The following is a 24,361-nucleotide window of genomic DNA, read 5'->3' on the forward strand; positions in this document are numbered from 1 at the left end:
TTTTTGTGAAAACTCTTTACAAACAAAAATTAAGTCGCTATAATTCCGCTCACTTAAAAATTAAGTGCGTTCTTTAATTGCGGGAATAGCTCAGTGGTAGAGCACAACCTTGCCAAGGTTGGGGTCGCGAGTTCGAACCTCGTTTCCCGCTCCATTATAATTATAAACTGTGATTTCATTCACTATGCCCGGATGGCGAAATTGGTAGACGCAGGGGACTTAAAATCCCCCGGTAGCAATACTGTGCCGGTTCAAGTCCGGCTCCGGGCACCATTGATTGAAACAGAAACTGGTGCCATCGCCAAGTGGTAAGGCCGCAGCCTGCAAAGCTGCTATCCCCAGTTCAAATCTGGGTGGCACCTCCAATTTATAATACATACTAATACAAACGTGGATCTTTGGCAGAGTTGGTCGAATGCACCGGTCTTGAAAACCGGCGAGGGTTATACCTCCCAGAGTTCGAATCTCTGAGGGTCCACCATCTATTTACTCAATACCTCACACAAAATCGTCCGTAAACCCCTGTAAACAGCATTTTAAGCTACCTTACAAGCATTTGCCGTAGGAATTACCGAGACACAAAGCGAAACACAAAAGACACCTAGTTCGTGCTAGGAATGCCGTATATGAGTGTTAATTTATCCACTACAAATGATAACTATTATCGTTTAAGATTTCGTGTACACAAGCGATTAATCCCGTACTTCAAAAAGAGCTTTATTAGTAAGTCATTACAAACCAAAGACAAAAAGCAAGCAAAACTAAAAGCCGATAAAATCTACTATGCCTATCAACAAATCCTTAATACGCTATACATTATAAAGGGAGAACAAACCCAAGAGTTAGTGAACAAGCTAATACATGAAGAACTAGAACAACAATTAAATACACCCATTGTAACACCTTCCACTTCCACAACTATTTCAAATATTACTACTCTAAAAGAAGCATATGATAGATTTTGCACTTGGTACTATCAACAAGACATAACTAAAAAGCAATACATTATTACTACTAGTAAACTCAAAAATATGATACTTCCCTACTTTGGAATGGATACAAATGTTGATAATGTGACATTAGAAAATGTAGAGGAGTTTAGAGAGTTTATTTCAACGTTTCCGAACACAAATAAAAAGAAGTACAATTCATTGTCATTCTCAAGGATTATCAAGTTACGTAAAATACCTCAAGAAGATATAATCGGTATAAGTACTCAAATAAAATACTTAAAGATTTTAAAGCAATTCTTTTACTTTATGGTTAGAGCGAATATACTTTCTTATAACCCGTGCACGTTACTAAATATGCCAAACAAAAATATCTTGAATAGAGAACCATTTGACGAAAAAGATATTACGGCATTATTTTCTATATTCGATACTCTTGATAATAAAAAATATATTTATTATACGTTAGCTTATACAGGTATGAGACCTTCTGAGTGGAATGTCCCCTATAAACTAGACAATTACTAAACTAGTAAAAACCTAACTTTTTAAAGACTTTTGATTATACCTTTTTTCAAACTCATTCGGTGAAATATAATCTAAATAACTATGTCTTCTTTTTGAGTTGTAGAACATTTCTATATATTCAAATATTTTAGAAGCTGCAATTTCTCTCGTTAAAAATATCTGTTTTCTAACAAGCTCCTTTTTTAGAGTCTTAAAAAAGCTCTCGGCAACTGCATTGTCATAACAGTTTCCTCTTCGACTCATACTCAGAGTAATATTATGTGAAGTTGCAAACTTTTTATAGTCGTAAGAAGCATATTGACTCCCTTGATCTGAGTGAAGTATGACCTTGTCATCCTTACTTAGTCTTGTTGTGGCCATTTTTAATGCTTCAACAATTAACGGTGTAGTTTGGCGATGGCCAGTTGCCCAGCCAATAATTTTTCTACTATATAAATCAATAACAGTGGCTAAAAATATCCATCCTTCTTTAGTTCTAATGTAAGTTATATCACTCACCCATGTGTCATTTGGCTTCCCTGAAATGAAACACTGATGAAGATGGTTTGGATAAGCTTTGTGAGCTGGACCAGCCTTACTATATGGCTTACGTTTATAAGTGCCTACCCCATACAGTTTAGCTTCACTCATGAGTCTAGCTACTCGCTTTTTATTTACATGAATACCTAACTCTTTGAGGTCTTTATGAATATTCCTGTGACCATAAACACCATTTGATGCTTTGAATGCATCTTTAATCTGTATTAGCAATTCTTTATTTTCAAGTTCTCTATCTGAGATCGGCTGATTTAGCCACTGATAATATCCGCTACGGTGTACTTGCATAACTTTGCAAAGTCTATGAACTGAATAAACTTCACTATATACTTTTATAAAAGCATATTTTAGTTTGTGTGGCTTGCAAAGTACACCGCGGCCTTTTTTAGTATGTCCCTCTCTTCTGTAACTCTTTTGAGCTCTTTTTGGAGTTTCTTTATCTCTATTTGAGATTCATCTAATATTTGATGCTTTTGTATTGCTTGGGGAGATTCTAATCTTTTTATCCAGTTTCTTAGTGAGTCAGGATGAACTCCTAGTCTATCAGCAGTATCTGTAATGCTATACCCATTTTTTGTAACTTGCTTCACCGCTTCTATTCTGAACTCTTCACTATAAACTACTCTTGCCATTTTTTAATCCTATTAAATCTCATAATACATTCGTATTATTTTATCTAAATTACTGAATTAAATATTGTCTAGTTTATAGGGGACATTCCAAACGGTTTATCAGCAAGGCTTTTAAGAAAAGTGCTATTACGGAAAAAATAGCTGAATATCATAATGCCGATATAGAAGGATACACTAAAAACGTCGTGAACTTTGTTGTCAATAAGATTCGTGACAACAACCAATATGTAGGCATAAAGTATCAATCCGACCCATTTCGTGATAACTCAAGTGTTGAGTTTAACGCTCAGGTAATGACCATTACATTTAATGACCTGTTTCCGATTGTGCCTGAAGCAAAGGAAGACGACTCCATAGTTACTGATTACAAGGAACATTTCAAAGATTTAGATATGTTCTTGGATTTCTTATTAGCCTCGAGATTTGGAGCGGACAGAAAAAAAGCATATATGTGGTTTAGAGCTCAATCGGATTGGGGAAAGAGTTGGTTATTTCAAGGTGTACTTAGCGGATTGAAATTGGCGACAACGATTACTGAAAGTGAGCTCAAAAAAAGCTATTCAGGTGGAGCAAGTGGATTTACAGCTGACATGTTTACACACTCTTGGTTTCTGTTTATTGACGAGTTTAAGTCAGCCGTATCTGAAATCAAGAATATCACTCATGAACTAAGTTTTAGTCCAAAGTTTCAAGGACAAGTAACCGTTCCCCTGTATGCCAAGATATTCAGTTCAGCCGAAAATGTTAGCTCATTGAATAATGATGGAATGGTAGAGAGCCAATTTGCCAATAGATTTATTTTTTGGACTGAAGAAGGAAGACTGACAGGTAGAGACTTATATGCAAACAACCAATTGCTTTATACTAAGGTAATAATCTCATATGTTTATAACTACTTAAAAACTAAAGCCGAGATGTATATCTCTTTAGGAGAGATTGAAGCCTCAAACAGAGCTAATGAAGTTCTTAATCAGATAATTAAAGCCAAAGAGGTTGCAACTGTATCAGTTGAAGAAGTCTTAGCTGAACGAATTGAGGAGTTCAAGGAAGAGTATCAAGATATTTTTGAGTTGCGTGAGCAATTCTTTATCTATGAAGACTATGTCTATGTTAAGCATAAAGGTAAATTTATCGAGGCCTTTCTAAACACTTACTTTAGTGAAGTTGAGATAAAAATCATTAGACACAAAGAGCAAAATATGATACTCGGCATATCTGATTCAGAGCGATATACAAAACGAGTTGGTGGAAAATCTGTTAGTGGCTACAAGTGGAAGAGGATAGAGAAGCCTGTTCAAATCTTAAAAGACACCCCGTTTGATTTTGAGTTAGGAGAAGTCTCATGAGATTCTCCTATAAGGTCTTTACCCCTAAATATCAAGGTGGAGAACTAGATAAAACACAGGCTATGAAAGCGTGTGCGAGGGATTACAATACATTTTATGCTCAAAATAGTGAAAGTGAGTTGGAGCAGTTAGGAAAATCATTTCAAAATTATTATGTTTATTCTAATATTGTTTGGAAAGATAATCACCGAAAGATAGAGAATGCTGTATTAGAAGAAATTGATATGCTTATCATTGATATTGATAATGGACTGACAATCAGCGAAGTACTATGTAATACGCCATTTCAAATAATGACATTAACAACTACTTCTCATACAGAAGAGCACCACAAATTTAGAGTTTTTATTCTATTGGAGGAACCAATTTCATTAAAGGATAACATTGAGTATAGAGAGTTACTGAAGTTAATTGACTCAAAATACTTTAATTCTCAGTCAGATAAAGCTTGCTTTGAAGTAGGAAGAGCGTTCATTACAACAGGTAGTGCTAAGTATCAAATAAATGGTATTAAGGAAATGCTTGATTGTAGTGTATTACTCAAAGAGGCGAAGATAAGCGCTTTAGGTGAAAGATTAAAAAGCCAACCGTTATTCAATCACATATCGACAAAGGAATTTACTATTGAGCAGGTCAAACAATTTCCTAAAGTTAAAGACTTGGTTGGCTCATTCGGAGAGCAGAACCATTATCGACCTGTCTTCCAAATTCTCGGGATAGCCAAGAAAGCGGGATTATCCGACCAAGACGCAGTCAACCTAGTAATGAGCTATAACATTGGCGGAGAATACTCCGATTTCAACGACCTCATGAAGAAAGTGAAGAGATACCGATAAGCAAAACCTCACCATTTGTATCAAGTGTATCAAGCAATGATTTTTACTTGATACACTATGACCAACGAAAGTGACCGCTGAGCTTTGTTTTCGAAGAGTGTATCAATGTATCAACTGTATCAAGTGATTTTAAAAAGTTTAGGAAATATTTATTCTAAGATAAAATATATAAAGTTTTTGGTTTTACTTGATACAGTTGATACATTGCAACATTAGTATATTTAATTCTTCAACCTCACCACACCTACATTCTCAGAAAGTACACTATCTAAGACATATAAGTGTCTGCTGTTCACAGCCCATAACTAGGTGTCTCAAATCAAGTCTCAGGAAAGAGTCTCTTAAGGTCTAGGCCTTTATGATGGCCTGAAGTCAACACAGGAGTAATCATGAAAGTAGGATATGCAAGAGTATCGAGTTCGGGACAAAACCTTCAATCTCAGATAGAGTCACTTCAAGCTATTGGTTGTGAGAAGATATTTCAAGAGAAGGTGTCAGGTAGACAATACGATAATAGAGAACAACTACAAGAGGCAATTGACTTCGTCAGAAGTGGAGATACATTTGTTGTTACTAGACTAGATAGGTGTTCTAGGTCAGTCAAAGACTTACACCAAATAATAGAGACCCTGAACTCTAAGGAAGTTGACTTTAAAGCTACGCAACAGGAGCTAGATACAAGCTCTTCAAGCGGTCGTTTAATGATAGGATTACTTAGTATTGTTTCGGCATTTGAGACCGACCTAAGGGCTGAGAGACAAGCTGAAGGCATATCTAGTGCACTAAAACGAGGTGTTAAATTTGGAGCTAAATCTAAGTTCGACGAAGAGAGAACTATCCAAGCAATAGATATGCAATCAAGAGGTATTACAAATCAAGAAATAGCTGACGGGTTTGGGATTGGGAGAAGTACATTATTGAGGTATATTAAGCAGTACAAAAACCAAGAAAACTAAGTAAAGTTATGAGTGAAAAATCGAGACACAAACCGAGACACATTTTAAGTGCATGTAAGACAAAGCCCGCTACCATGTTACTTACAGGTGTTTGTTTCACTTTAAAATCTCAACTGAGGGTCCACCACTTTTTCAATACAATCCCCTTTTTTACGATACTTACTAGAGACTTTTTATAACTAATATTTTTCAAATATACCGGTCAGTTTTATCAGAGTATTACAATTTTTGACTCATTTTTGCCGCAAATTATTCGGGCTTCTTTTACTCGATCTTTTTTAGCATAAAGTTATATATCCCTACTATCAACTATCTCCTCAATAATATTCATGCTACCAAGTTGTAAAGCAGTTAACTTTCCACCATAAACACAACCAGTATCAATACCATAGTAGTTTTCTCCAATTTCAATTTCATTATAGTCTGTATGTCCAAAAATATTTACTACATCATAACTTTTCCAATCTTTTTCCCAGTCATGTCCCCACTCATCTTCGTCAGAGATTCTATTTTTTAATAGACCTGTATGTGCACTACTATTATTTCTTCTTTGATAATATGGTAAACTAAATCCATGCGTAATAAAGTATTTATCAATTTCAATATATCTTGGCATTGATTCTAACCACTTTACATGATTCAGCATAGTTTCATAGCTATCTTTATAGCTTAATAAAGTCTGTTCTCCACCCATGTAATCTTCTATATTCCATCTTACACATAATTCTCTGTTGTCCGTACACTCTTGTATATGTGTAATCATATAATCATCGTGGTTTCCAAGTATACAATGATAGTTATTTTTCATAACTAACTCTATAACTTCTTTAGTATGTAATCCTCTGTCACATAAATCACCTACAAATATAATATCTGCATCAACTGGAAGTTTTACTAAAAGCTTTTGTAGTGTGTAAAAACATCCATGGACATCACCAATAATATAAGTGTTTTCAATATTTTCTACTTCAATTCTCATTAGAGAGTTATCCTTGATATATCATATTTATTTTTCATTTTGATAGTATACTTTATTGCAATTTACTTTTATATGAGTATTACAATTTTTGACTTATTCTAATCGCAAATTTGTCATAATAAGATTTTGTAATTCTATCAAATGAAGAGTCAATTGGAAAAAAGCTAAAGACTAATTCGCGCCCAACCTAAGACTTTTTTAGTAATTCAAGTTATTTTTTTCATTACTGGAAGAAACTGTGCCACAATAGCATAAAAAGCCTACTTGAAAATCTTGTGCTATAATCCGACAAAAGAGAAGGATTATTTTATGGAAATAGCTAAAGATACACTTGTTCATATTGAATACAGTCTACATGATGCCGATGGTGTACACCTCAATCCAAATGAGAGAGAACTTATTTACCTTCATGGAGGATATGGGCATATATTTTCAGAACTAGAAAATGCTATGGATGGTAAAGTGCTTTATGATACTTTTAAAATAACACTTTCACCGGAAAAAGCTTTTGGAGAGTATAAAGAAGAACTTCTCTTTGAAGAGCAACTCAGTGACCTTCCAGAAGATGTTTTTGTGGGGATGGAACTTGACGGAAATAACGATGAGTTTCCAGAAGAAACTATTATATACATAATTACAAATATCCATAATGATTCTGCTACACTCAATGGAAATCACCCCCTTGCTGGAAAGACAATAACTTTCGAAGGGCTTATCACAGAGATTCAAGAACTAAACGAAGATGAAGTTCGTGCTATTCTTGAACACGATGCCCATCACCATGACTAAGTTCAAGGAAAAAATGCAAATAGTTACAGAAAAATTATTGAACTTAGGTGTAGACGAGGATAAAGAGATTAACGAGTCTCAACTTGTTTTACTAGACGTCAAAGAAGATGAAAAGTCCGAATGGAAGGCCTTATCACTTAACAAGCAACTCTCAGATGCGAGAGCTGAACTCTTTGTTTTGCTAAATGGTGTTGAGGACAAAGAGATTCAGGACAAAATTATTTTTAACTACAAAGCTTTGCAAAAGTTCCGAAAAAAAGAGAATGATAAAGAGCTAATAGTAGAAAAAGAAGTTCAAATCCAAACTCATGAGAGAGGCGATGTAACCATATATTGTGATGGTGGATGTACTCCTAACCCAGGTAAAGCTGGTTCGGGAATAGCCGTTTATAGAAACGACAAACTATCCGAACTTTGGTATGGACTATATGAAGAGATGGGCACTAACAACACAGCGGAACTTGGAGCACTTTATGAGTCTCTACTACTCGCTAAAAAAGAGTCTGAAAATGGAAACACGGTTGAGATAAAGTGCGACTCAATGTACTCCATAAACTGCATAAAAACATGGGCAATATCCTGGGAAAAAAAAGGGTGGACAAAAAAAGGTGGAGAGATTAAAAACTTAGAAATTATCAAACTCTCATACCACCTATACAACTCCATTAAAAAAGATATAACGCTCTCCCACATAAAAGCGCATGCAGGTTTTGAGGGAAATGAGTTAGCTGATAGAATGACAATGTATACAATCCAAGAAAAAAGTGAATCTTTTGTTAAATATGACAAAGAAATAATTGTTGTTGATATTTTAAAGATGAGGGCTTGATAAAATATGTCAGAAGTAAAGTTATCAGAAGTGTATGCGGCTCATTTAGTGTGTCATGGTTCAAGACAGTTGTGATAAATACTCAACTTGGAATGCCCCCTATAAACTAGGCACATTATAATTTAGTAAATCAATCGCAGTAACGATCGTCATTATCTTCTTCTTGATCCTCATCATCATTATCCAACGGTTCTTCGTTAGTGTAGTCATATGTATCATCAATACTATCATCTTCTTCTATTAAATTATTTTTATTAAAATCAATCATCAATTCAACTCCTACTTTTTTAAAAATATAATATGTTTGAGTTTAATACTACGTTCATATTATTAAAAGGGATATTGTATCGAAAGATTAAGCACTAAAGACAATTTCTATTCAAAAGTGAAATATATACAAAAAAAATGCCCGCCGAACTCCCTAAGAGACGAGGAGTCATATTCGGACTAAGGGCTGAACGATGATAGGAATGTGGCTTGTTTTACAACTTTTTTAATCTATCTTGAACCTCATAGAATGTTTTTTCAACATCTTTAGAATTCTTAGCACCAATTTTACTAAATAATACTACAGCAAGCCAAGCAGCGATAAAACCAGGAAGGAGTTCATACAGATCAAAGATACCCCCTTCCAGCTGTTTATAAAGTATGACAGTTAAAGAGCCAACAAGCATTCCGGCAATAGCTCCATTTTTAGTTATATTATGATTATAAAGTGAAAGAATGACTAGAGGACCAAATGCAGCACCAAACCCTGCCCATGCGTAAGCTACGAGTTTTAATACACTGGAATTCTCATCTGTAGAAATATACCATGCAATTACTGCAATAGCTATTACAGTTAATCTCCCTACCCATACCAGTTCTTTGTCCGTTGCATCTTTTCTGAGTATCACATGATAAATATCTCTTGTAAGAACTGAAGAAGAAACGAGCAGTTGAGAGTCTATTGTACTCATAATTGCCGCCAAAATTGCTGCAAGTAAAAATCCTGCAATCCATGGGTTAAAAAGTAATTGAGAAAGTGTAATAAATATTTTCTCACTATCTTTAAGATCTACCCCATGCGACACTACATATGCTAATCCGAAAAATCCTACTGCCAATGAACCAATAATTGAGATTATCATCCAAGTCATACCTATAGTTTTTGCACGATGCATCTCATCTTCGTGGCGAATAGACATGAAGCGAACCAGTATATGTGGTTGTCCAAAATATCCAAGCCCCCAAGCCATCAAAGAGAGTACGCTGACTATGGATGCTCCGTTTAAAATATCCAGATTAGATGGGTCAACAGACTCTATAATTCTTAGTCCCTCACTTATCCCACCGACATCATAAATAACAACAATAGGCACAACCGCTAAGGTAAGCATCATCAATATACCTTGAATAAAATCTGTCCAGCTTACAGCATTGTACCCACCTAAGAAAGTATAAGATACGATTACAAAACTTCCAATCAAAAGTGCCGTGTCGTAGTCAAGATGAAAGGTGACTTCAAAAAGTTTTGCACCGCCGACAAGTCCGGAAGATGTGTAAAGAGTATAGAAAACTAGAATAACAACAGCAGTCACAATTCGAAGTAAATTTCCTTTGTCGTTAAAGCGGTTTGAGAAATAATCAGGGATGGTAATCGCATCTCCAAGATGATGAGTATAAACACGAAGAGGCTTTGCCACATAATGCCAGTTGACATATGCTCCAATAATTAGACCAACAGCTATCCAACTCCCAACAACCCCTTGGCTATACATCATGCCAGGAAGTCCTAAAAGCAACCATCCGCTCATGTCTGATGCTCCCGCACTCAGTGCTGTAACTCCAGGTCCTAAGCTTCTTCCGCCTAAAACAAAATCGCTAAGATCATCTGTTTTAAAATAAAAGTAGATACCTATCCCTATCATTACTAGCATATATGCTACAAATGAAATAATTACTGGTGTTTCCATTATTTTTTTCCTTTTTTTAAGACCGAGAAGTCCTAGATTGCCATTTCTATAAAAACTGTCTGATACACTCTGCTCAATAAAAAATGCATAAGTTAATACGCACATACATAAATATAAATATTCTAATGCATCTTATCATCCATGTCTTATTATTTATGCCATCATTATATCAGAATAGCTTTTCGAAGGTTCTCATAACCTGCGCAGTAACCTCCACAAATCAAATACCTGACTACATTTCTAGTAATTGTTAATGACTATATTTTAAATTATAAGAAAAAATAATTATTTAGCTTGAAATATTTTACTTTAAATTCGAAATATCATAATTAAAATTTCGTACTATTCTTAAAAAATGATAAAATAAGAAAAAACAACAAGGGAAATATTATGTCACATACACTAATTCACAATGAAGCAGAATCTAAATATGAATACCATATTGATGGGCACATAGCTTATATCACCTATAATGAAGACCAAGAAGGGCATATGCATCTTACTCACACTATTGTACCTGATGCACTTGCTGGGAAAGGTCTTGCGAAAAATCTTTTAGAAGATGTTTTAGAAGAATTTAAAAAGAGTAATAAAAAAGCAGTTGCACAGTGCACTTACGTTGTAAAGTATCAAGAAAAACATCCTGAGTTAAGTGATCGTTTCGCTTAAAATATGGCTCTTTTAGCACTTCTTTAAAGTTGTACTAAAGAGCAGATTTTTTAAGTTGTGTTTGAAATTATGAACTGTTCCTTGCTACATGTAATAAAATATTAGTCTTTAAACCAGTGTGGGTTATTTTCAATATTATGTTGCAGTTTTTCATACTCTGTTTTTGGTAAATTATTAATATCATCCTTATCAATAATTTGGATATTTGTTATATCATTATTATTACTATCATTTCGTAAATATTTTAATATAAGTTTTCCATCAGCATAAACTTCTTGTTTGATTATTTCATCATTATCATTATATGTTATACATTCGCCATGTAACTTGCCATTATTATATGTTTTAGTGCTTTTTACACTTTCGTTTGCTTTAGGAATGAAATATTTTGTTTCTACTCCATGTCTCTTATCTTCTACAAAATACTCTACTTTTGACAAAACGCCTTTCATAGTGAAGTGCTTAACTTCTTTAATACCATCTTTAAAATTAATTAGCTCCCTAACATAAGCATCTTTAGCATTATAATAATGCTTTGTAACAAACGTGTCACCATCTATATATGTTTCAGTTTCTATATTTTTACTTGGATAATTAATTATTTTGTGTTTTTCTTTCATTATAGTCCTTTGATTTATTAGATAAGTTTCGATGGTCTCCCTACGTGGACTCGAACCACGAGCTATCCCTTAGGAGGGGACTGCTTTATCCAGTTAAGCGATAAGGAGAAAATGTAAGGTTGGTATTGATGCAAAAGTAAAATATTATTACAATTGTCAATAACATTTTATCCAAATACTTAGCTAGTTAAACATTAAAAGTGCTACAATTTCATAAATACAACTAAGGAATATTTGATGAAAATAGCTATCCCCGTAAAAGATGATAATTTAGAGTTTTTCGGTAATGCAGGGCATACTCCAAAGTTTGCCATATATAATATGAATGGAACAGGAATGTTTAGATCATTTAAATTGGATGTTGTAAAAAACAACCCTAGAACTGACATTGACCATAACGATGAGGAGCACAGCTGTGCCCATGACGGTGATGATGCAGCCCATATAGCTCAACATGAAAGAATGGGAACAGTTCTTAATGAGTGCGACTATATAGTTGTTGCAAGAGCATGTAAAAACACTGCAAATACAATGAACTCACATGGTGTTAAAATCGTAAAATATAGTGGTGATTCATCTCAAGCAGACTCTATACTAAAAGAAGTTTCGTCTAAGTTTATAAAATAATTTTCTCATTTGCAGATGGAAACTAAGCCTCTTTCCATCTCTCTTGTCTGATTATTACACTATTTTCTTCATCAATCAGACTAAGTTCACCGTCACTAATATTACACTGCAAAGAGATTGCTCTAATAGCTAGTTCTTCTATATCACCATCTATACTAAGATAAATAACAGAGAGGTTTTTAAAACGCTTAAGAGATTTTTCTGCCTGTTTCCACCATGCTGATGCAGCACCATCTTGATATGTATATATTATAACTTTATCAGAGCGTCCGCACGCTTTTTTAATACGTTTTTCATCAGGCTGACCCAAATCAATCCATAGCTTTATTTCACCGTCTAAAGACTTCTCCCACAAGTCCGGTTCATCATCCTGTGAAATCCCTTTACAAAATACCAATGTCTCATTAGCATTAAGAACAAAAGCGCTTAACCTAACCATTAATCTCAAGTCATTTTCTGATGGGTGTTTAGCGAGGGTAAAGTTATGCTCTGCGTAATAATTGCGGTCCATATCAGCAATGTTAAGTGCAGCCTTATGAATAGTTGCTTTTGCAGCCATATAATTCCTTTAATTAATTCTATAATAGTTAAGAGTATACAGTAATAGAGTTTTTATTCTATTTTTTTAGTAAAAATATGTGACAATGCCACCATAAATTTAATGAAAAAGCAGTGAAGGCCAAGCATGAAAACACCTACTAAAAAAACTTATAACAACAATATGAAATCTACCCCTCATAATAATAAAAGAAAATCTTCTCCTAAAAATAAAACAATTGATGCAGCACCTAAAAATGAAGTTAAAGAGATGTTTATAAACTGGTTTAGAAAAAACAATAACGTTGGTCAGATTATGAGTAAACAAGATGTTGTGAAAGATATTTTAACTAAACTGGATTCAAAACAAAATGATGCATTAGAAAAAGCTATGAATGAACTAAAACATGATGGCTTAATCGAGGTAAAAGAGGATGGGGTCACATTGGTCTTGACTCAAAAAGGTTCTGATTTTATTTGATTATACTACACCTTTAAGAGTATACTAAAGCAAGCACCATTACCTTTATTATAAACGTTTAATGAGCCATTATGGTGCTCTTCTACAATTCTTTTTGACATGTAGAGTCCGAGACCTGTTCCATTTTTTTCATTTTTTGTAGAAAAGTATGGATCGAAAATTTTCTCTTTTATTCCAGGGTCTATTCCTCCACCATTGTCACATATAGTGATACTGTCTTTTTCTGTTGTAATTAGAATATGTGGGTTTTTTATCTGTTTTTCTTTAAAGTTATCTTGTGCATTTTTTAGTATATTTAAGACAACCTGCATCATTTCATTTGAATATGTCTTAATCTTTATATTAGAGTTATACTTGCATATTAACTCTACATTGTCACTCTTTAGAGAATCTTTTATAATCTGCAATGCTTTTGTTACTACCTCTTGAAGGGTGACTTCTATAGGCTCCCTATTTGGTTTATAAAAATTTCTAAAATCGTCTATAGTTTCAGTTAGGGTTTTAACAAAGTCTTCTATTTTTACTAGCCTATCAAAGAAATAGTTAGAATAAGCATCTCTACTCTCTTTGCTCTCTAGATTAAATGTTTCCAACTCAATTTTCATTTGTAAATTTACAACTGTTGAAGAAATTGCACTAAGCGGTTGTCTCCATTGGTGGGCTATCATGCTAAGCATCTCTCCCATCTGAGCAAGACGAGACTGTTCAATAAACCTATTCTCCTGCACCAATCTTTCTATTTTTAGTATGTTTTCAATTGTTATATCCCGAACAACGATAAGAATTCTTTCTCCACCTGGCATAAGGCTAATATTCATTTTCACATCAATTACGCCATTCTCCTTTGTGAAACAACCCTTTTCATAACCTTCATAATAACCATCTTCAATTACTTTTGCTAAAACTTTCTTTGACTCTTCTATCATCTCAGGAATAGTAAGACCAATGCATGATTTAGTATATAGTTCTTCTTTAGTGAAGCCGGTCATTATTTCATATGCATCATTAACAAATAAAAAGTTAGAGTTCAAATCTAAAATAGCTATACTATCTTTTGTTGTGTTAAAGATTGTTTCAAGAAAATGTTTTGATTCTTGAAGTTCTTTAGTCTGCTCATCTACTTTGCATGCAAGCGAATTGTTTACTTCGTTTAGCTTAAGTTCTAAGTTTTTCTCTTTGCTTATATCATTATGTGTTCCGCTCAAACGAACGGCATTCCCATCTTTATCAAACTGAGCCTTGCCTCGTCCTAATATCCATACCCATGAGCCATTTTTGTGTTTCATTCGAAAAGTGTGTTCAAAAACAGTTATTTTATGGCTTAGATAAGAGTCAATTTTATATAGAATTTGTTCGATGTCCTCTGGATGGATGTTCTCTTTCCAAGTTGAAAACTCATTAGAAAGTTCATCATCTTTATATCCAAGCATCTCTTTCCATCTAGGAGATAGATATAATTCATTTGTGGTTAAGTCCCAGTCCCATAAACCGTCACTACTCCCTTCCAATGCTAACTCTAATCTTTCTTTATATTGACGGTTACTAGTCTCAAGTATTTCTCTCTCCATCTCAACAGCGATTCGTCCTGAGAAAACTTCAAACAGTGTTTTAATAGAATCTTCATTCTCTATCTTTCTCTCTGATAGAGCTACTATTATCCCCATTACATTACCTTGAGAGTCGTGCAATGGAGTACCGATATAAGCTTCAATATTCATATCTATTAGAAGTTGGTCTTTAGGGTAAAGTTTGGTTATATCTTGTGTAAAACAGCAAACAGAGTTTTCGCTGACATCTGCACATGGAGTATTTTTTAATTCATAGGAAAAATTATCGACAATTTTGCCTTTTGCGGTAAGGGCAATCGTTGTGGAGTTGTTTTTTTTACTATCAAGGCGAGCAATGAAAACATAATCAACATCCATAGAAGAAGCCATACTAAGAACAATTCTCTCAAAAAACTGTTGGCCAGAGGAATTCTTTAGAGTTTCTATAATGCTTTTAAGTTTCAACTCCATTGTGTAGCCTTGTTATTTTATTTTTTCTACTACTTTACTGAGTGCTAAAATAAATTGTTCTGATTCCAATGGCTTTAATATATAATCATGAACCCCATATTTACTAACTTGACTCTCAAAGTCATATGCAGATAGAACCAAAGCGGGCACACTTGTGTTTAACTTTTTTAGCATCTCTATGCCATTTAAATTAGGCATCTGCATATCTGTAATAATCAGATCAAAGCAATGTTCATTAAACTTTTCAATACCTTCTTTACCATCTATTGCTATAACTATATCACTAAAGAAGTTGTTTAACATTTCGAGCGTAGAATCTCTCACTTGCCCATCATCCTCTACATACAGCAGTTTTAAAGTTTTAGTGATTTTTACAAGTTCTTTTAAATTATCTCTCAAATCGCAACCCCTGTTATATAATATTAATGCTTATACAGTATGTTAGCGAATGTAACCATAACTAAAACTAAAACTGTATCATTCCATCAATCGGGGAAGATGCAGTTGCGTAAGGTCTTTTTGGAATTCTTCCACTTAGATAACTCATTCGCCCTGCAATAACGGCATGCTTCATAGCCTCTGCCATAAACATTGGGTTTTGTGCTTGAGCGATTGCAGTGTTTGTAAGTACTCCAGCAGCTCCAAGCTCCATTGCATATGCAGCATCGCTTGCGCAGCCTATCCCAGCATCAACTATTACAGGAACACTTACAGCTTCACGAATAAAAACTATATTGTAAGGGTTTTGAATACCTAAGCCACTCCCAATAGGAGCAGCTAATGGCATAATCGCATGAGCGCCAGCGTCTTCTAGGCGTTTTGCCATTATTGGGTCATCGGAAGTGTAGGCCATAATAGTAAAACCCTCTTTAGATAAAATTTCACAAGCTTTTATGGTCTCTATAACATCAGGATAAAGAGTTTTTTGAGTATCTCCGATAACTTCTAGCTTTATTAAGTCAATGCCAGTAGCTTCACGAGTCAAACGAAAAGTAGTTATAGCCTCTTCAGCTGTTACGCATCCGGCAGAGTTTGGTAAAAACTTAACATTAGTTCCAGCAAAAGTATCACGAAGATTCTCTTGGTCTGGATTGGTAATGTTTAAACGACGAACCGCAACTGTTATTAGCTCGCTTCCACTTGCAAGTGTTGCCTCTTTTGTTGTTTGAAAATCTTTGTATTTTCCACTTCCTACTATTAAACGAGAACCTAGTTCATATTTTCCAATTTTTAAAATGTTATCCATATTTTACTTTCCTTTATTATTTTTATTGTTTTCTAGTTCGCATGAACCTAGCTTTAGTGCTTTAGTGGCTAGCGTAGCAAAGATGGGCCTTGCTCATTTTGCGTTTAAAAGCGTCTTTATAACATAAGCAATCTTATAATTTACCAATACCTTCTATCAAGTCATCAGGGGTAAGTGAAAAATTAGAACCGCTGTAATTTAGTGCCAGTTGAACATGAGCTAAAGAGGCGTTTATCGCGGCAGACAAACTATCGTGGCCTTGAGCGAGTAGTGAACCTACTAAACCACTTAAGACATCACCACTGCCACCTTTTGCCAAAGCAGAAGTTCCATGTGGGTTTATATAAAACTTATTGCCCTTGGCGATAATTACATTTGCCCCTTTTAAAATAAGTGTTACATGTGGAAACACTTTACAAAAATCCTCTGCATATTTAAAACGATTTTTCTGTAGCTCCTCTACACTTATATCTGCTATCTTGGTTATTTTCAGAAGTGAGATAAACTCTTTTACATGTGGGGTTATAACTACATTTTTTCTATTTAATATAGATAATATTATCGACATGTAAAATATATCGGCATCTGCAATGAAAGGTAGATCATTATCTAAAAATCTAGCTAACTCTTTGTCACTAAACTCCTCTCCCAAACCCATACCAATGGCTATGGCAGTTGCATTTTTTGGAACTACATGTGAGTACATTATTGTGTGTGGAATTTTTATATCTTCAAATCCAACAAGGGTAACCAACCCGCTTCCAAACCTCAAAGCTGATAAAGCACTAATGATCCCTGCTCCACTTTTATCTCCACATGCTAATACTAGATGTCCATAACTTCCTTTGTGGGAATCTTCTTTAGTTCTAAATGGAAGTTTCATATCATCTAAATCAAGTAAATTCCAGTTACTGCTTTTTTCATACAGCTCTCTGCTTAGACCTAAATCTAAAACTTTTATCTCTCCCACAAACTCTTTCACTGAATCTAAAAACATACTCTTTTTCAAAGCACCCATTGTTAGAGTCACATCCGCTCTGAACTCATAAGCAGATGGAACATCACAAGCAATTTTAAATGCATTAGTAGAGTTCATTTCAGCTATTATATTTATTAGCTCATCACTAAACTCACCACTAAAACCTGTTCCAACTATTGCATCAACTAGAACATCACAATCTTCAAGTTTTTTGGATGCTTTAACGCATATACTTTTGGCTCGCTTCTCTTGAAGAAGTGCCAATTTAGAGTTTGGTTTTTTAGCATAAAAAATAGATACGTCATAATCTACATGTAGGAGTCTTGCGCATGCGATACCATCGGCACCATTATTTCCACTTCCACATGCAAATAATACTTTTGAGCCATTGGGAAATTTTGAACGAATATATTCAGCCATTCCATTGGCTGCGTGTTCCATCAAAATATCTTCAGTTAAGTAGAACTCTTCGTAGCATCTTTTATCTAATGTAGCTACCTCATCAAAAAGTTTTTGCACATCTACTCTTCAAAAATATATTCATCTATCTGGACCTCATTACTCTTAATATCATTAAATAAAAGAGTATGATAGTCTGTTCTGTACTGATAAAAAAATCTGTTTTTTGGTAGTCTTTTTAATTTTGCCGTATTGAAAGACTCAAGACTAGAACATTTTCCTAAATATAAAAACGTAAACAACAACTTTAGCTGTGGGTTTTCAAAGATCCTATGAGGCTGTGTCAAAAAAGTAAATCCATATTTCTTTAGATTTAAAAAGCCCAGCATATAAAGCAAAAAGTCCTCAAATTTTGTATAGAAGCCATTTAAGTTTTCAATATCATGAAAAAAGTAATAATAATTATCTAAAAGTTCTTGCATTTGAAGTGTTTGAGTCAATTCACTTTTTATATCCCTTTTATTTGAAAAATAGTTTGAATTAACAGACATATAGATATGTTTTTTTTCGGCTATTAATTTTGCTAGTTCCTCTTTAAAAGATTTGCTCTCATCGAATCTAATATAATTAAAATATTCATCTTTATATCTCAATTCTATGTTGTCCTCGTTAGGGTCTGAGAAATCAAGGTATAAAGTTGGAACATTATTATCAATTGCATAATTTCTAATTCTACATGCAAGATTTGTTTTGCCAGAACCTTCTTCACCTAAAATTAAAGTATTATAACGAAGTGACCTATTCTCTAGCCTCAATGTATTTATACTGCTTTCGTATTTCCCTAGTCTATCTCTCATTTTGTGCCTCTGAATAAAGTTTTTATCAAATATTATATCTTATATAAAATAATAAATTTATCTTTATATCTGTTCCATATCTAATATAAAAAAATTATATCTCATAAAGCCAAATATATATATAATTTACATATAATATATATAAGGAAATAACATGTACGAAAAAACTCTTTTATCGTTAACTCTTATAACAGCTTCCCTTGTCGCTTCTAATTTGTCTGATGATGCAAAAAAAATAGGTTTGCTACCAATTCCTAGTTCTCAGACTGAGCTTTTAAAGTTGATTGATAATCAAAAAAATCCTATTACTTCAAAAAAGGTTGAGCTTGGTAAAAAATTATACTTTGACCCAAGACTGTCTAAAAGTGGAATCATTAGCTGTAATACTTGTCATAACTTAAGTGAGGGTGGAGACGACGGTGTCTCTGCTGCTATTGGTCATAAATGGGTTGCAAATCCACACCATTTAAACTCACCAACTGTTTATAACTCTGTATTTTTCTCTTCTCAGTTTTGGGATGGTCGTGACCCTGACTTAGAAAAACAAGCACAAGGCCCTATTCAAGCTCATCCAGAGATGGCAGCAACAAAAGAGCATGTAGTACAAACTGTTACATCTATCCCTGATTATGTAAATGAGTTTAAGTATGCTTACGGAGATAGTGTAAAAATTAGCTTTGAAAAAATAACAGACACTATAGCTACTTTTGAGAGAACACTTGTAACTCCATCTCCATATGACAACTACTTAAATGGGAGTGAGAATGCAATTACTCCTATTCAAAAGGCTGGTCTTAAAACTTTTATAGACAAAGGTTGTGCAACTTGTCATAATGGAATTGCTCTGGGTGGAGAGATGAATGCTTTTAATATTACAGGAACTTACATTCACCAAAATATTGGAGATTTTAAGGGTGACAAGAACGGTATGGTAAAAGTGCCAACACTTCGTAATATTACTCAAACTGCACCATATTTTCATAATGGAGAAGTATGGAATCTTAAAGAGGCAATAATTGAGATGGGTCGTATTCAAGTGGGTGAAAAAATCAATGACAAAGAAGCCGCTTCTATAGAGGCGTTCTTAAAAGCCTTAGATGGTGTTAAACCTGCCCTTTCTTTGCCAATACTTCCAGCTTCAACAAATACTACTCCTAAACCAGACCTCAATTAAAGTACTTCACTTTTATACCCTTCTTTTGGGTATAATTGAACCTCTAATCTTTACTGAAAACTTTCACAATAGCTTTTGGCATTAACTCATACTCTATCTCTTTTATCTTTTTAGTAAAACTATCTAAGGTCTCATCGTCACTGCGAATAAACTTTTTTTGCAATATTATATCTCCGCCATCAAGTTCACTACTCACCCAATGAACACTCACTCCACACTCATCACTTGTGCCTTCAAAACTTCTCTGTATTGCTTTTGCACCTTTGTATTTTGGCAACAAAGAGGGGTGAAGATTTATTGCTCTGATATTTGAGGTGAATACAGAAGAGAGTATTCTCATAAATCCACTAAGCACAACCAAATCAGGAGCGTATGAATTTATTAATTTTACAAGCTCCCCGTCAAAACTCTCTCTTGAATCAAATTCAGTGTGTTCTAAAACCTCTGTTTTTACACCTAGTAAACTAAGTTTTTCTATACCTTTTGCATTTTTGTTATTTGTAATACCACATGCAACAAAGCACTCTTTTTTATGTAGTGACTGAATAATATTTTGTGCATTAAAGCCATCACCGCTAAAGAGTATAACGATTTTTTTCATTTTATTAATTTCCTATTTTATATGCAATAAAATTATATCTACATGTACCAAAAAATGAAGACAAAAAAGGTATAATTGCGCTATGAATTATAAACAAATCGCACAAGAGACCTTAGAGATTGAAGCAAACACTCTTTTACAGAGTGCAAAAAAGATAGATGACGTTTTTGACAGAGCGGTTGAGATTATACTTGCATGCAGTGGTAAACTTATTATTACTGGTGTTGGAAAATCTGGACTAATCGGGGCAAAGATGGCTGCTACTTTCGCTTCAACTGGAACTCCAAGCTTTTTTTTACATCCTACTGAGGCACTTCACGGTGACTTAGGAATGATTGGTAAAGATGATGTTGTTATCGCAATAAGTTACAGCGGAGAGAGTGAAGAGTTAAGCTCTATACTTCCACATGTAAAAAGATTTAACACTCCTCTTATCGGTATGACAAGAGACAGAAATTCAACACTTGGAAAATATAGCGATTTAGTTATAGATGTAGTGGTTGAGAAAGAGGCTTGTCCTCTGAATATTGCACCGACAAGTTCAACAACTTTAACTTTAGCTTTAGGAGATGCTCTTGCCGTCTGTCTAATGAAGGCTAGAGATTTCAAAAAAAGTGATTTTGCTTCGTTTCACCCTGGCGGAGCTTTAGGGAAACAACTATTTGTAAAAGTTAGTGACCTGATGAGAAGTGAAAATTTACCAGTTATAAGTTCTGATACAAAACTAAAAGATGCTATTGTTAAAATTAGCGAAGGTAGGCTTGGAACTGTATTAGTAACAGACAGCGAGGACAGACTATTGGCACTTGTAAGTGATGGTGATATTCGTAGAGCACTTTTAAGCGAAGATTTTTCACTTGAAGATAGTGTTTGGAAATATGCTACTCATAATCCAAGAACAATAGATGATGAAAATATACTTGCAAGTGAAGCACTTGTAATGATAGAAGAGATGAAGATACAACTTTTAGTTGTAACAGATAAAGATAAAAAAGTAAAAGGCGTGCTTCACATCCATACTTTGATAGAAAAAGGTATTTCATAAATGATGAGATTAAATAAATACATTGCCCACCACTCAAGTTACTCAAGAAGAGAAGCTGACAAAGCTATTCAAGATGGTTATGCAAGAGTAGATGGAGAGATTCAAGACAACCCTGCAACACAAGTTGATGAGAAGGAAGTTATAGTTTATGTGAGTGGCAAACAAATCACTCCAAGAGATAAATACACTGTTATAGTTTATAACAAGCCAAAAGGTGAACTTGTAACTAAAAGTGACCCAAAAGGCAGAAGAACAATATATGACGGATTAGATAAACAGTATAAGCACTTCATCCCTGTTGGTCGATTAGATTACGCAACCGAAGGTGTTTTACTTCTTACGGATGCTTCTAAAATTGCGACTGCACTCATGAACTCTAACCTAGAGAGAATATACAAGGTAAAAATCAAAGGCGAAATCACTTCTGAAATGGAAAGTGCTATGATGAATGGTATGACTATTGATGATGCTAGTGCTGGTGGTCACTCACACTCAAAAATTACTTCAATGACATTTGCACCTTTTATAGGTTATAAAATACAAAAAAGTGAACATAACTACTCTGTTTTAAAAATAGCAATCTCTGAGGGTCAAAACCGTGAAATCAGAAGATTTTTTGCACACTTTGGGACTGATGTAGCAGATCTTAAACGAATTAGTTTTGCAGAGGTGGAGTTAAATAACCTTCCAACTGGAAAAACAAGATTTTTATCTAGAAGTGAATACTCGGCTCTAACTACTTTTATGAAAGCAGAGCAAAAACTCAAAAGAGAGCGTGGCGAGAAGTAGCCTTGTCAGATTTCACACACCTTTTACGGCCAAATAATTTTGATGATTTAGTTGGTCAGGAGCATCTAAGTTCTCCAACCTCTCCACTTAGGGTATTGTGTGAAAAGGGCGTTCTAGGGCATAGTTTTTTCTTTGGTCCTGCCGGATGTGGGAAAACTTCTATTGCTAGAGTTATTGCAAAAAAAATGGATATGCCATTTTATGAATTTAACGCCACCTCGCTAAAAGTAGAACAGCTTAGAAAGATTTTTGAGCAGTATAAAAACGCTCTGCAAAAACCTCTTATATTCATAGATGAAGTTCATCGTTTAGCTAAAAATCAGCAAGAAGTTTTGCTTCCTGTTATGGAGAACAACTCTGTTTTAATCATAGGTGCTTCAACTGAAAACCCTTTCTTTTCACTAACTTCAGCCATTCGCTCTCGCTCTATGCTTTTTGAGTTGCATCACATCTCAAACGAAGCACTTTTTAAACTTTTAGATAAAGCTCTCCTAAATTCTAAGCTTACATGCACTGTGAGCGGTAGCGAGGAAGTACTCTTGGCGTGTAATGATGATGCTAAAGACTATTTGGTTGCTAGTAGTGGTGGAGATGCAAGAGCGATGTTAAAACTTTTAGAGTTTGCTTCAAATATAGATACAAATATAACACTTGATATTTTAAAATCTTTAAGACCAAATGCTCTCTCTGCCGGAAGCAGTGAAGCTGGTGTTCACTACGACCTAACAAGTGCTATGATTAAGTCTATAAGAGGCTCTGATGCTGATGCTGGTATATACTATCTTGCACGACTTATAGATGGTGGGGAGAGTGCTGAGTTTATCGCCAGACGACTAGTTATTTTAGCCAGTGAAGACATAGGAAATGCTAACCCTCAAGCCTTAACACTTACAACATCTGCCATGACCAGTGTCGGTAAAATCGGCTACCCTGAAGCTAGGATAATTTTAGCTCAAGCTGTCATTTATCTCTGTGCTTCTCCAAAATCAAACTCAGCATACGAAGCAATCAATAAAGCTTTAAACACTGTAAACAATGGGGTAATGCTAGAGATTCCAAAACATCTAAAACAGACTGGCGATGGGTATTTGTACCCTCATGATTTTGGAGGCTTTGTAAAACAGAGCTACATGTCAAAATGTTTGAAGTTTGTAGAGCTTAAAGATATAGGTTATGAGAAGAAAATGAAAGATTGGCTAATAAGCATTACTAATATTGAAAAATAAAAATCTTTAATTGGTGGGTACTATTTGTGTGAAGAGTGAAGTGTAACAAAAGTTACACTTTCAAACTTAGCTTATGAAGCTAATGCTGCTTTAGATGCTGTTGCAACTGCAGTAAATGCTGCTGCATCATTCATCGCCATATCAGCAAGAATTTTACGATCAAGCTCGATGCCAGATTTGTGAAGTCCATTTATAAACGTAGAATAGTTCATACCGTTAAGACGAGCAGCAGCGTTAATACGTACAATCCATAAACTACGGAAGTCACGTTTTTTCTGCTTACGATCACGGTGTGCATATACTAATGAACGTTCAATTTGTTCCTTAGCTTTACGGTAGTGTTTACGGCGTCCGCTGTAAAAACCTTTCGCTAATTTTAAAATCTTTTTGTGTCTTCTTCTACGAACAACACCTGTTTTTACTCTTGGCATTTCTTTCCTTTTTCTTTACCTACTCACTAGTTTGTGATGAAGGTGCCACTTATTTGGTGGTCTTGCCCAGATATAATCTGGAGATTTATGATCTAACTACTATTAGTTAATCATAGCCTTGATATTTGCCTCGTCTGCTTTAGCAACAACTTTTGGGCTGTTTTGCTCACGACGAGTACCTGCATCTTGTTTAGTAAGAATGTGACTTCTGTACGCTGTACCACGTTTTACAGAGCCATTTTTCTTAACTTTAAAACGCTTTACAGCGCCTTTAACAGATTTCATTTTTGGCATCGATAACTCCTTCATAAAATTCTCCGCACAC

27 protein-coding genes and 5 tRNA genes are annotated in these 24,361 nt (G+C 34.5%); 17 read left to right on the forward strand and 15 right to left on the reverse strand.

Features of this window, described 5'->3' with window-relative positions:
* Positions 1 to 79 precede the first annotated feature (79 nt).
* From HUE87_RS11740 to HUE87_RS11760, 5 genes are all read left to right on the forward strand, one after another.
* Positions 80 to 154, forward strand: a tRNA-Gly gene (locus HUE87_RS11740).
* Positions 155 to 186: 32 nt separating this feature from the next.
* A tRNA-Leu gene (locus HUE87_RS11745) sits at positions 187 to 273 on the forward strand.
* An 18-nt stretch (positions 274 to 291) separates the two neighbouring features.
* A tRNA-Cys gene (locus HUE87_RS11750) sits at positions 292 to 365 on the forward strand.
* Between the two features lie 27 nt (positions 366 to 392).
* Positions 393 to 481, forward strand: a tRNA-Ser gene (locus tag HUE87_RS11755).
* A gap of 145 nt (positions 482 to 626) precedes the next feature.
* The gene (locus tag HUE87_RS11760; protein WP_194366570.1) at positions 627 to 1,478 is read left to right on the forward strand and encodes a DUF6538 domain-containing protein; all 852 of its coding nucleotides are present in this window, start codon (positions 627 to 629) and stop codon (positions 1,476 to 1,478) included.
* 12 nt (positions 1,479 to 1,490) lie between these two features.
* On the opposite strand, the gene HUE87_RS11765 is transcribed toward HUE87_RS11760, so the two are convergent.
* Positions 1,491 to 2,647 (reverse strand): IS3 family transposase gene (locus tag HUE87_RS11765; RefSeq protein ID WP_430732976.1). Its coding sequence is split into 2 segments (ribosomal slippage): positions 1,491 to 2,404 and positions 2,404 to 2,647, totalling 1,158 coding nucleotides; the frame shifts between segments, so codons are not numbered across the junction.
* A 185-nt stretch (positions 2,648 to 2,832) separates the two neighbouring features.
* Here HUE87_RS11765 and HUE87_RS11770 point away from each other — a divergent pair.
* From HUE87_RS11770 to HUE87_RS11780, 3 genes are all read left to right on the forward strand, one after another.
* The gene (locus HUE87_RS11770) at positions 2,833 to 3,993 is read left to right on the forward strand and encodes a hypothetical protein (RefSeq protein ID WP_194366572.1); all 1,161 of its coding nucleotides are present in this window, start codon (positions 2,833 to 2,835) and stop codon (positions 3,991 to 3,993) included.
* The gene (locus HUE87_RS11775; RefSeq protein WP_194366573.1) at positions 3,990 to 4,829 is read left to right on the forward strand and encodes a hypothetical protein; all 840 of its coding nucleotides are present in this window, start codon (positions 3,990 to 3,992) and stop codon (positions 4,827 to 4,829) included. The genes HUE87_RS11770 and HUE87_RS11775 overlap by 4 nt, the downstream gene beginning before the upstream one ends.
* 389 nt (positions 4,830 to 5,218) lie before the next feature.
* Positions 5,219 to 5,785, forward strand: a complete 567-nt coding sequence (locus HUE87_RS11780) for a recombinase family protein (protein ID WP_194366574.1) — start codon at positions 5,219 to 5,221, stop codon at positions 5,783 to 5,785.
* 289 nt (positions 5,786 to 6,074) lie between these two features.
* On the opposite strand, the gene HUE87_RS11785 is transcribed toward HUE87_RS11780, so the two are convergent.
* Entirely contained in the window at positions 6,075 to 6,764 is a 690-nt protein-coding gene (locus HUE87_RS11785) for a metallophosphoesterase (protein WP_194366575.1), read from the reverse strand.
* A 309-nt stretch (positions 6,765 to 7,073) separates the two neighbouring features.
* Between HUE87_RS11785 and HUE87_RS11790 the strand changes: the two genes are divergently transcribed.
* Positions 7,074 to 7,553 carry an FKBP-type peptidyl-prolyl cis-trans isomerase gene (locus HUE87_RS11790; RefSeq protein ID WP_194366576.1) on the forward strand — a complete coding sequence of 160 codons (480 nt, stop codon included), beginning with the start codon at positions 7,074 to 7,076 and terminating at the stop codon, positions 7,551 to 7,553.
* 13 nt (positions 7,554 to 7,566) lie between these two features.
* Positions 7,567 to 8,382: a ribonuclease HI gene (locus HUE87_RS11795; protein WP_194366577.1), complete on the forward strand. Its 816-nt coding sequence runs from the start codon at positions 7,567 to 7,569 to the stop codon at positions 8,380 to 8,382.
* A 130-nt stretch (positions 8,383 to 8,512) separates the two neighbouring features.
* Here HUE87_RS11795 and HUE87_RS11800 read toward each other — a convergent pair whose 3' ends face one another.
* Positions 8,513 to 8,650, reverse strand: coding sequence for a hypothetical protein (locus HUE87_RS11800; RefSeq protein ID WP_194366578.1), 138 nt, complete (start codon positions 8,648 to 8,650; stop codon positions 8,513 to 8,515).
* Between the two features lie 214 nt (positions 8,651 to 8,864).
* Entirely contained in the window at positions 8,865 to 10,337 is a 1,473-nt protein-coding gene (putP, locus tag HUE87_RS11805; RefSeq protein ID WP_194366579.1) for a sodium/proline symporter PutP, read from the reverse strand.
* Between the two features lie 390 nt (positions 10,338 to 10,727).
* On the opposite strand from putP, the gene HUE87_RS11810 reads away from it, so the two are divergent.
* The gene (locus HUE87_RS11810; protein WP_194366580.1) at positions 10,728 to 11,006 is read left to right on the forward strand and encodes a GNAT family N-acetyltransferase; all 279 of its coding nucleotides are present in this window, start codon (positions 10,728 to 10,730) and stop codon (positions 11,004 to 11,006) included.
* 101 nt (positions 11,007 to 11,107) lie between these two features.
* Here the strand turns inward: HUE87_RS11810 and HUE87_RS11815 are convergent, their stop codons facing one another.
* Entirely contained in the window at positions 11,108 to 11,626 is a 519-nt protein-coding gene (locus HUE87_RS11815) for a toxin-antitoxin system YwqK family antitoxin (RefSeq protein WP_194366581.1), read from the reverse strand.
* Between the two features lie 32 nt (positions 11,627 to 11,658).
* Positions 11,659 to 11,734, reverse strand: a tRNA-Arg gene (locus HUE87_RS11820).
* 129 nt (positions 11,735 to 11,863) lie between these two features.
* Between HUE87_RS11820 and HUE87_RS11825 the strand changes: the two genes are divergently transcribed.
* Positions 11,864 to 12,253 (forward strand): NifB/NifX family molybdenum-iron cluster-binding protein, encoded by a 390-nt coding sequence (locus tag HUE87_RS11825; RefSeq protein WP_194366582.1) that lies wholly within the window; start codon positions 11,864 to 11,866, stop codon positions 12,251 to 12,253.
* Positions 12,254 to 12,275: 22 nt separating this feature from the next.
* On the opposite strand, the gene HUE87_RS11830 is transcribed toward HUE87_RS11825, so the two are convergent.
* Positions 12,276 to 12,812 carry a YaeQ family protein gene (locus HUE87_RS11830; RefSeq protein WP_194366583.1) on the reverse strand — a complete coding sequence of 179 codons (537 nt, stop codon included), beginning with the start codon at positions 12,810 to 12,812 and terminating at the stop codon, positions 12,276 to 12,278.
* 126 nt (positions 12,813 to 12,938) lie between these two features.
* On the opposite strand from HUE87_RS11830, the gene HUE87_RS11835 reads away from it, so the two are divergent.
* Positions 12,939 to 13,271 carry a hypothetical protein gene (locus tag HUE87_RS11835; RefSeq protein WP_229855159.1) on the forward strand — a complete coding sequence of 111 codons (333 nt, stop codon included), beginning with the start codon at positions 12,939 to 12,941 and terminating at the stop codon, positions 13,269 to 13,271.
* A 5-nt stretch (positions 13,272 to 13,276) separates the two neighbouring features.
* Here HUE87_RS11835 and HUE87_RS11840 read toward each other — a convergent pair whose 3' ends face one another.
* The 5 genes from HUE87_RS11840 to HUE87_RS11860 form a co-directional block, all read right to left on the reverse strand.
* Complete coding sequence (locus HUE87_RS11840; RefSeq protein ID WP_194366584.1) at positions 13,277 to 15,289, reverse strand: PAS domain S-box protein; 2,013 nt, start codon at positions 15,287 to 15,289, stop codon at positions 13,277 to 13,279.
* 12 nt (positions 15,290 to 15,301) lie between these two features.
* Complete coding sequence (locus HUE87_RS11845; RefSeq protein ID WP_194366585.1) at positions 15,302 to 15,688, reverse strand: response regulator; 387 nt, start codon at positions 15,686 to 15,688, stop codon at positions 15,302 to 15,304.
* A gap of 67 nt (positions 15,689 to 15,755) precedes the next feature.
* The gene (locus tag HUE87_RS11850; RefSeq protein ID WP_194366586.1) at positions 15,756 to 16,535 is read right to left on the reverse strand and encodes a thiazole synthase; all 780 of its coding nucleotides are present in this window, start codon (positions 16,533 to 16,535) and stop codon (positions 15,756 to 15,758) included.
* A gap of 133 nt (positions 16,536 to 16,668) precedes the next feature.
* A complete protein-coding gene (locus HUE87_RS11855; RefSeq protein ID WP_194366587.1) occupies positions 16,669 to 18,033 on the reverse strand; it encodes an NAD(P)H-hydrate dehydratase in 1,365 nt (454 codons plus the stop codon).
* A 2-nt stretch (positions 18,034 to 18,035) separates the two neighbouring features.
* Positions 18,036 to 18,770: an ATP-binding protein gene (locus tag HUE87_RS11860; protein WP_194366588.1), complete on the reverse strand. Its 735-nt coding sequence runs from the start codon at positions 18,768 to 18,770 to the stop codon at positions 18,036 to 18,038.
* A gap of 154 nt (positions 18,771 to 18,924) precedes the next feature.
* Between HUE87_RS11860 and HUE87_RS11865 the strand changes: the two genes are divergently transcribed.
* On the forward strand, positions 18,925 to 19,944 hold the full coding sequence (locus HUE87_RS11865; protein WP_194366589.1) for a cytochrome-c peroxidase: 1,020 nt from the start codon (positions 18,925 to 18,927) through the stop codon (positions 19,942 to 19,944).
* A gap of 43 nt (positions 19,945 to 19,987) precedes the next feature.
* Here HUE87_RS11865 and purN read toward each other — a convergent pair whose 3' ends face one another.
* Positions 19,988 to 20,545 carry a phosphoribosylglycinamide formyltransferase gene (gene purN, locus HUE87_RS11870; protein ID WP_194366590.1) on the reverse strand — a complete coding sequence of 186 codons (558 nt, stop codon included), beginning with the start codon at positions 20,543 to 20,545 and terminating at the stop codon, positions 19,988 to 19,990.
* 82 nt (positions 20,546 to 20,627) lie between these two features.
* Between purN and HUE87_RS11875 the strand changes: the two genes are divergently transcribed.
* The 3 genes from HUE87_RS11875 to HUE87_RS11885 are packed head-to-tail and all read left to right on the forward strand — an operon-like array spanning position 20,628 to position 23,605.
* Entirely contained in the window at positions 20,628 to 21,590 is a 963-nt protein-coding gene (locus HUE87_RS11875) for a KpsF/GutQ family sugar-phosphate isomerase (protein WP_194366591.1), read from the forward strand.
* Positions 21,591 to 22,379: a pseudouridine synthase gene (locus HUE87_RS11880; RefSeq protein WP_229855161.1), complete on the forward strand. Its 789-nt coding sequence runs from the start codon at positions 21,591 to 21,593 to the stop codon at positions 22,377 to 22,379.
* Positions 22,380 to 22,381: 2 nt separating this feature from the next.
* Positions 22,382 to 23,605, forward strand: a complete 1,224-nt coding sequence (locus HUE87_RS11885; protein WP_194366592.1) for a replication-associated recombination protein A — start codon at positions 22,382 to 22,384, stop codon at positions 23,603 to 23,605.
* A 71-nt stretch (positions 23,606 to 23,676) separates the two neighbouring features.
* Here HUE87_RS11885 and rplT read toward each other — a convergent pair whose 3' ends face one another.
* Together rplT and rpmI are read right to left on the reverse strand one after the other, a co-directional pair.
* On the reverse strand, positions 23,677 to 24,036 hold the full coding sequence (gene rplT / locus HUE87_RS11890) for a 50S ribosomal protein L20 (protein WP_194366593.1): 360 nt from the start codon (positions 24,034 to 24,036) through the stop codon (positions 23,677 to 23,679).
* Positions 24,037 to 24,138: 102 nt separating this feature from the next.
* Positions 24,139 to 24,330, reverse strand: a complete 192-nt coding sequence (gene rpmI, locus HUE87_RS11895) for a 50S ribosomal protein L35 (RefSeq protein WP_194366594.1) — start codon at positions 24,328 to 24,330, stop codon at positions 24,139 to 24,141.
* Positions 24,331 to 24,361 lie beyond the last annotated feature (31 nt).

The sequence above is a fragment of the Candidatus Sulfurimonas marisnigri genome (assembly GCF_015265475.1).
GTDB lineage: Bacteria > Campylobacterota > Campylobacteria > Campylobacterales > Sulfurimonadaceae > Sulfurimonas > Sulfurimonas marisnigri.

Excerpts from the sequence above, each read along its gene's own strand:
- HUE87_RS11760 (WP_194366570.1), top strand. The coding sequence starts at position 627 with ATGAGTGTTAATTTATCCACTACAAATGATAACTATTATCGTTTAAGA.
- HUE87_RS11775 (WP_194366573.1), top strand. The coding sequence starts at position 3,990 with ATGAGATTCTCCTATAAGGTCTTTACCCCTAAATATCAAGGTGGAGAA.
- HUE87_RS11780 (WP_194366574.1), top strand. The coding sequence starts at position 5,219 with ATGAAAGTAGGATATGCAAGAGTATCGAGTTCGGGACAAAACCTTCAA.
- HUE87_RS11785 (WP_194366575.1), bottom strand. The coding sequence starts at position 6,764 with ATGAGAATTGAAGTAGAAAATATTGAAAACACTTATATTATTGGTGAT.
- HUE87_RS11790 (WP_194366576.1), top strand. The coding sequence starts at position 7,074 with ATGGAAATAGCTAAAGATACACTTGTTCATATTGAATACAGTCTACAT.
- HUE87_RS11795 (WP_194366577.1), top strand. The coding sequence starts at position 7,567 with ATGCAAATAGTTACAGAAAAATTATTGAACTTAGGTGTAGACGAGGAT.
- HUE87_RS11800 (WP_194366578.1), bottom strand. The coding sequence starts at position 8,650 with ATGATTGATTTTAATAAAAATAATTTAATAGAAGAAGATGATAGTATT.
- putP (WP_194366579.1), bottom strand. The coding sequence starts at position 10,337 with ATGGAAACACCAGTAATTATTTCATTTGTAGCATATATGCTAGTAATG.
- HUE87_RS11810 (WP_194366580.1), top strand. The coding sequence starts at position 10,728 with ATGTCACATACACTAATTCACAATGAAGCAGAATCTAAATATGAATAC.
- HUE87_RS11815 (WP_194366581.1), bottom strand. The coding sequence starts at position 11,626 with ATGAAAGAAAAACACAAAATAATTAATTATCCAAGTAAAAATATAGAA.
- HUE87_RS11825 (WP_194366582.1), top strand. The coding sequence starts at position 11,864 with ATGAAAATAGCTATCCCCGTAAAAGATGATAATTTAGAGTTTTTCGGT.
- HUE87_RS11830 (WP_194366583.1), bottom strand. The coding sequence starts at position 12,812 with ATGGCTGCAAAAGCAACTATTCATAAGGCTGCACTTAACATTGCTGAT.
- HUE87_RS11835 (WP_229855159.1), top strand. The coding sequence starts at position 12,939 with ATGAAAACACCTACTAAAAAAACTTATAACAACAATATGAAATCTACC.
- HUE87_RS11840 (WP_194366584.1), bottom strand. The coding sequence starts at position 15,289 with ATGGAGTTGAAACTTAAAAGCATTATAGAAACTCTAAAGAATTCCTCT.
- HUE87_RS11850 (WP_194366586.1), bottom strand. The coding sequence starts at position 16,535 with ATGGATAACATTTTAAAAATTGGAAAATATGAACTAGGTTCTCGTTTA.
- HUE87_RS11860 (WP_194366588.1), bottom strand. The coding sequence starts at position 18,770 with ATGAGAGATAGACTAGGGAAATACGAAAGCAGTATAAATACATTGAGG.
- HUE87_RS11865 (WP_194366589.1), top strand. The coding sequence starts at position 18,925 with ATGTACGAAAAAACTCTTTTATCGTTAACTCTTATAACAGCTTCCCTT.
- purN (WP_194366590.1), bottom strand. The coding sequence starts at position 20,545 with ATGAAAAAAATCGTTATACTCTTTAGCGGTGATGGCTTTAATGCACAA.
- HUE87_RS11875 (WP_194366591.1), top strand. The coding sequence starts at position 20,628 with ATGAATTATAAACAAATCGCACAAGAGACCTTAGAGATTGAAGCAAAC.
- HUE87_RS11880 (WP_229855161.1), top strand. The coding sequence starts at position 21,591 with ATGATGAGATTAAATAAATACATTGCCCACCACTCAAGTTACTCAAGA.
- rplT (WP_194366593.1), bottom strand. The coding sequence starts at position 24,036 with ATGCCAAGAGTAAAAACAGGTGTTGTTCGTAGAAGAAGACACAAAAAG.
- rpmI (WP_194366594.1), bottom strand. The coding sequence starts at position 24,330 with ATGCCAAAAATGAAATCTGTTAAAGGCGCTGTAAAGCGTTTTAAAGTT.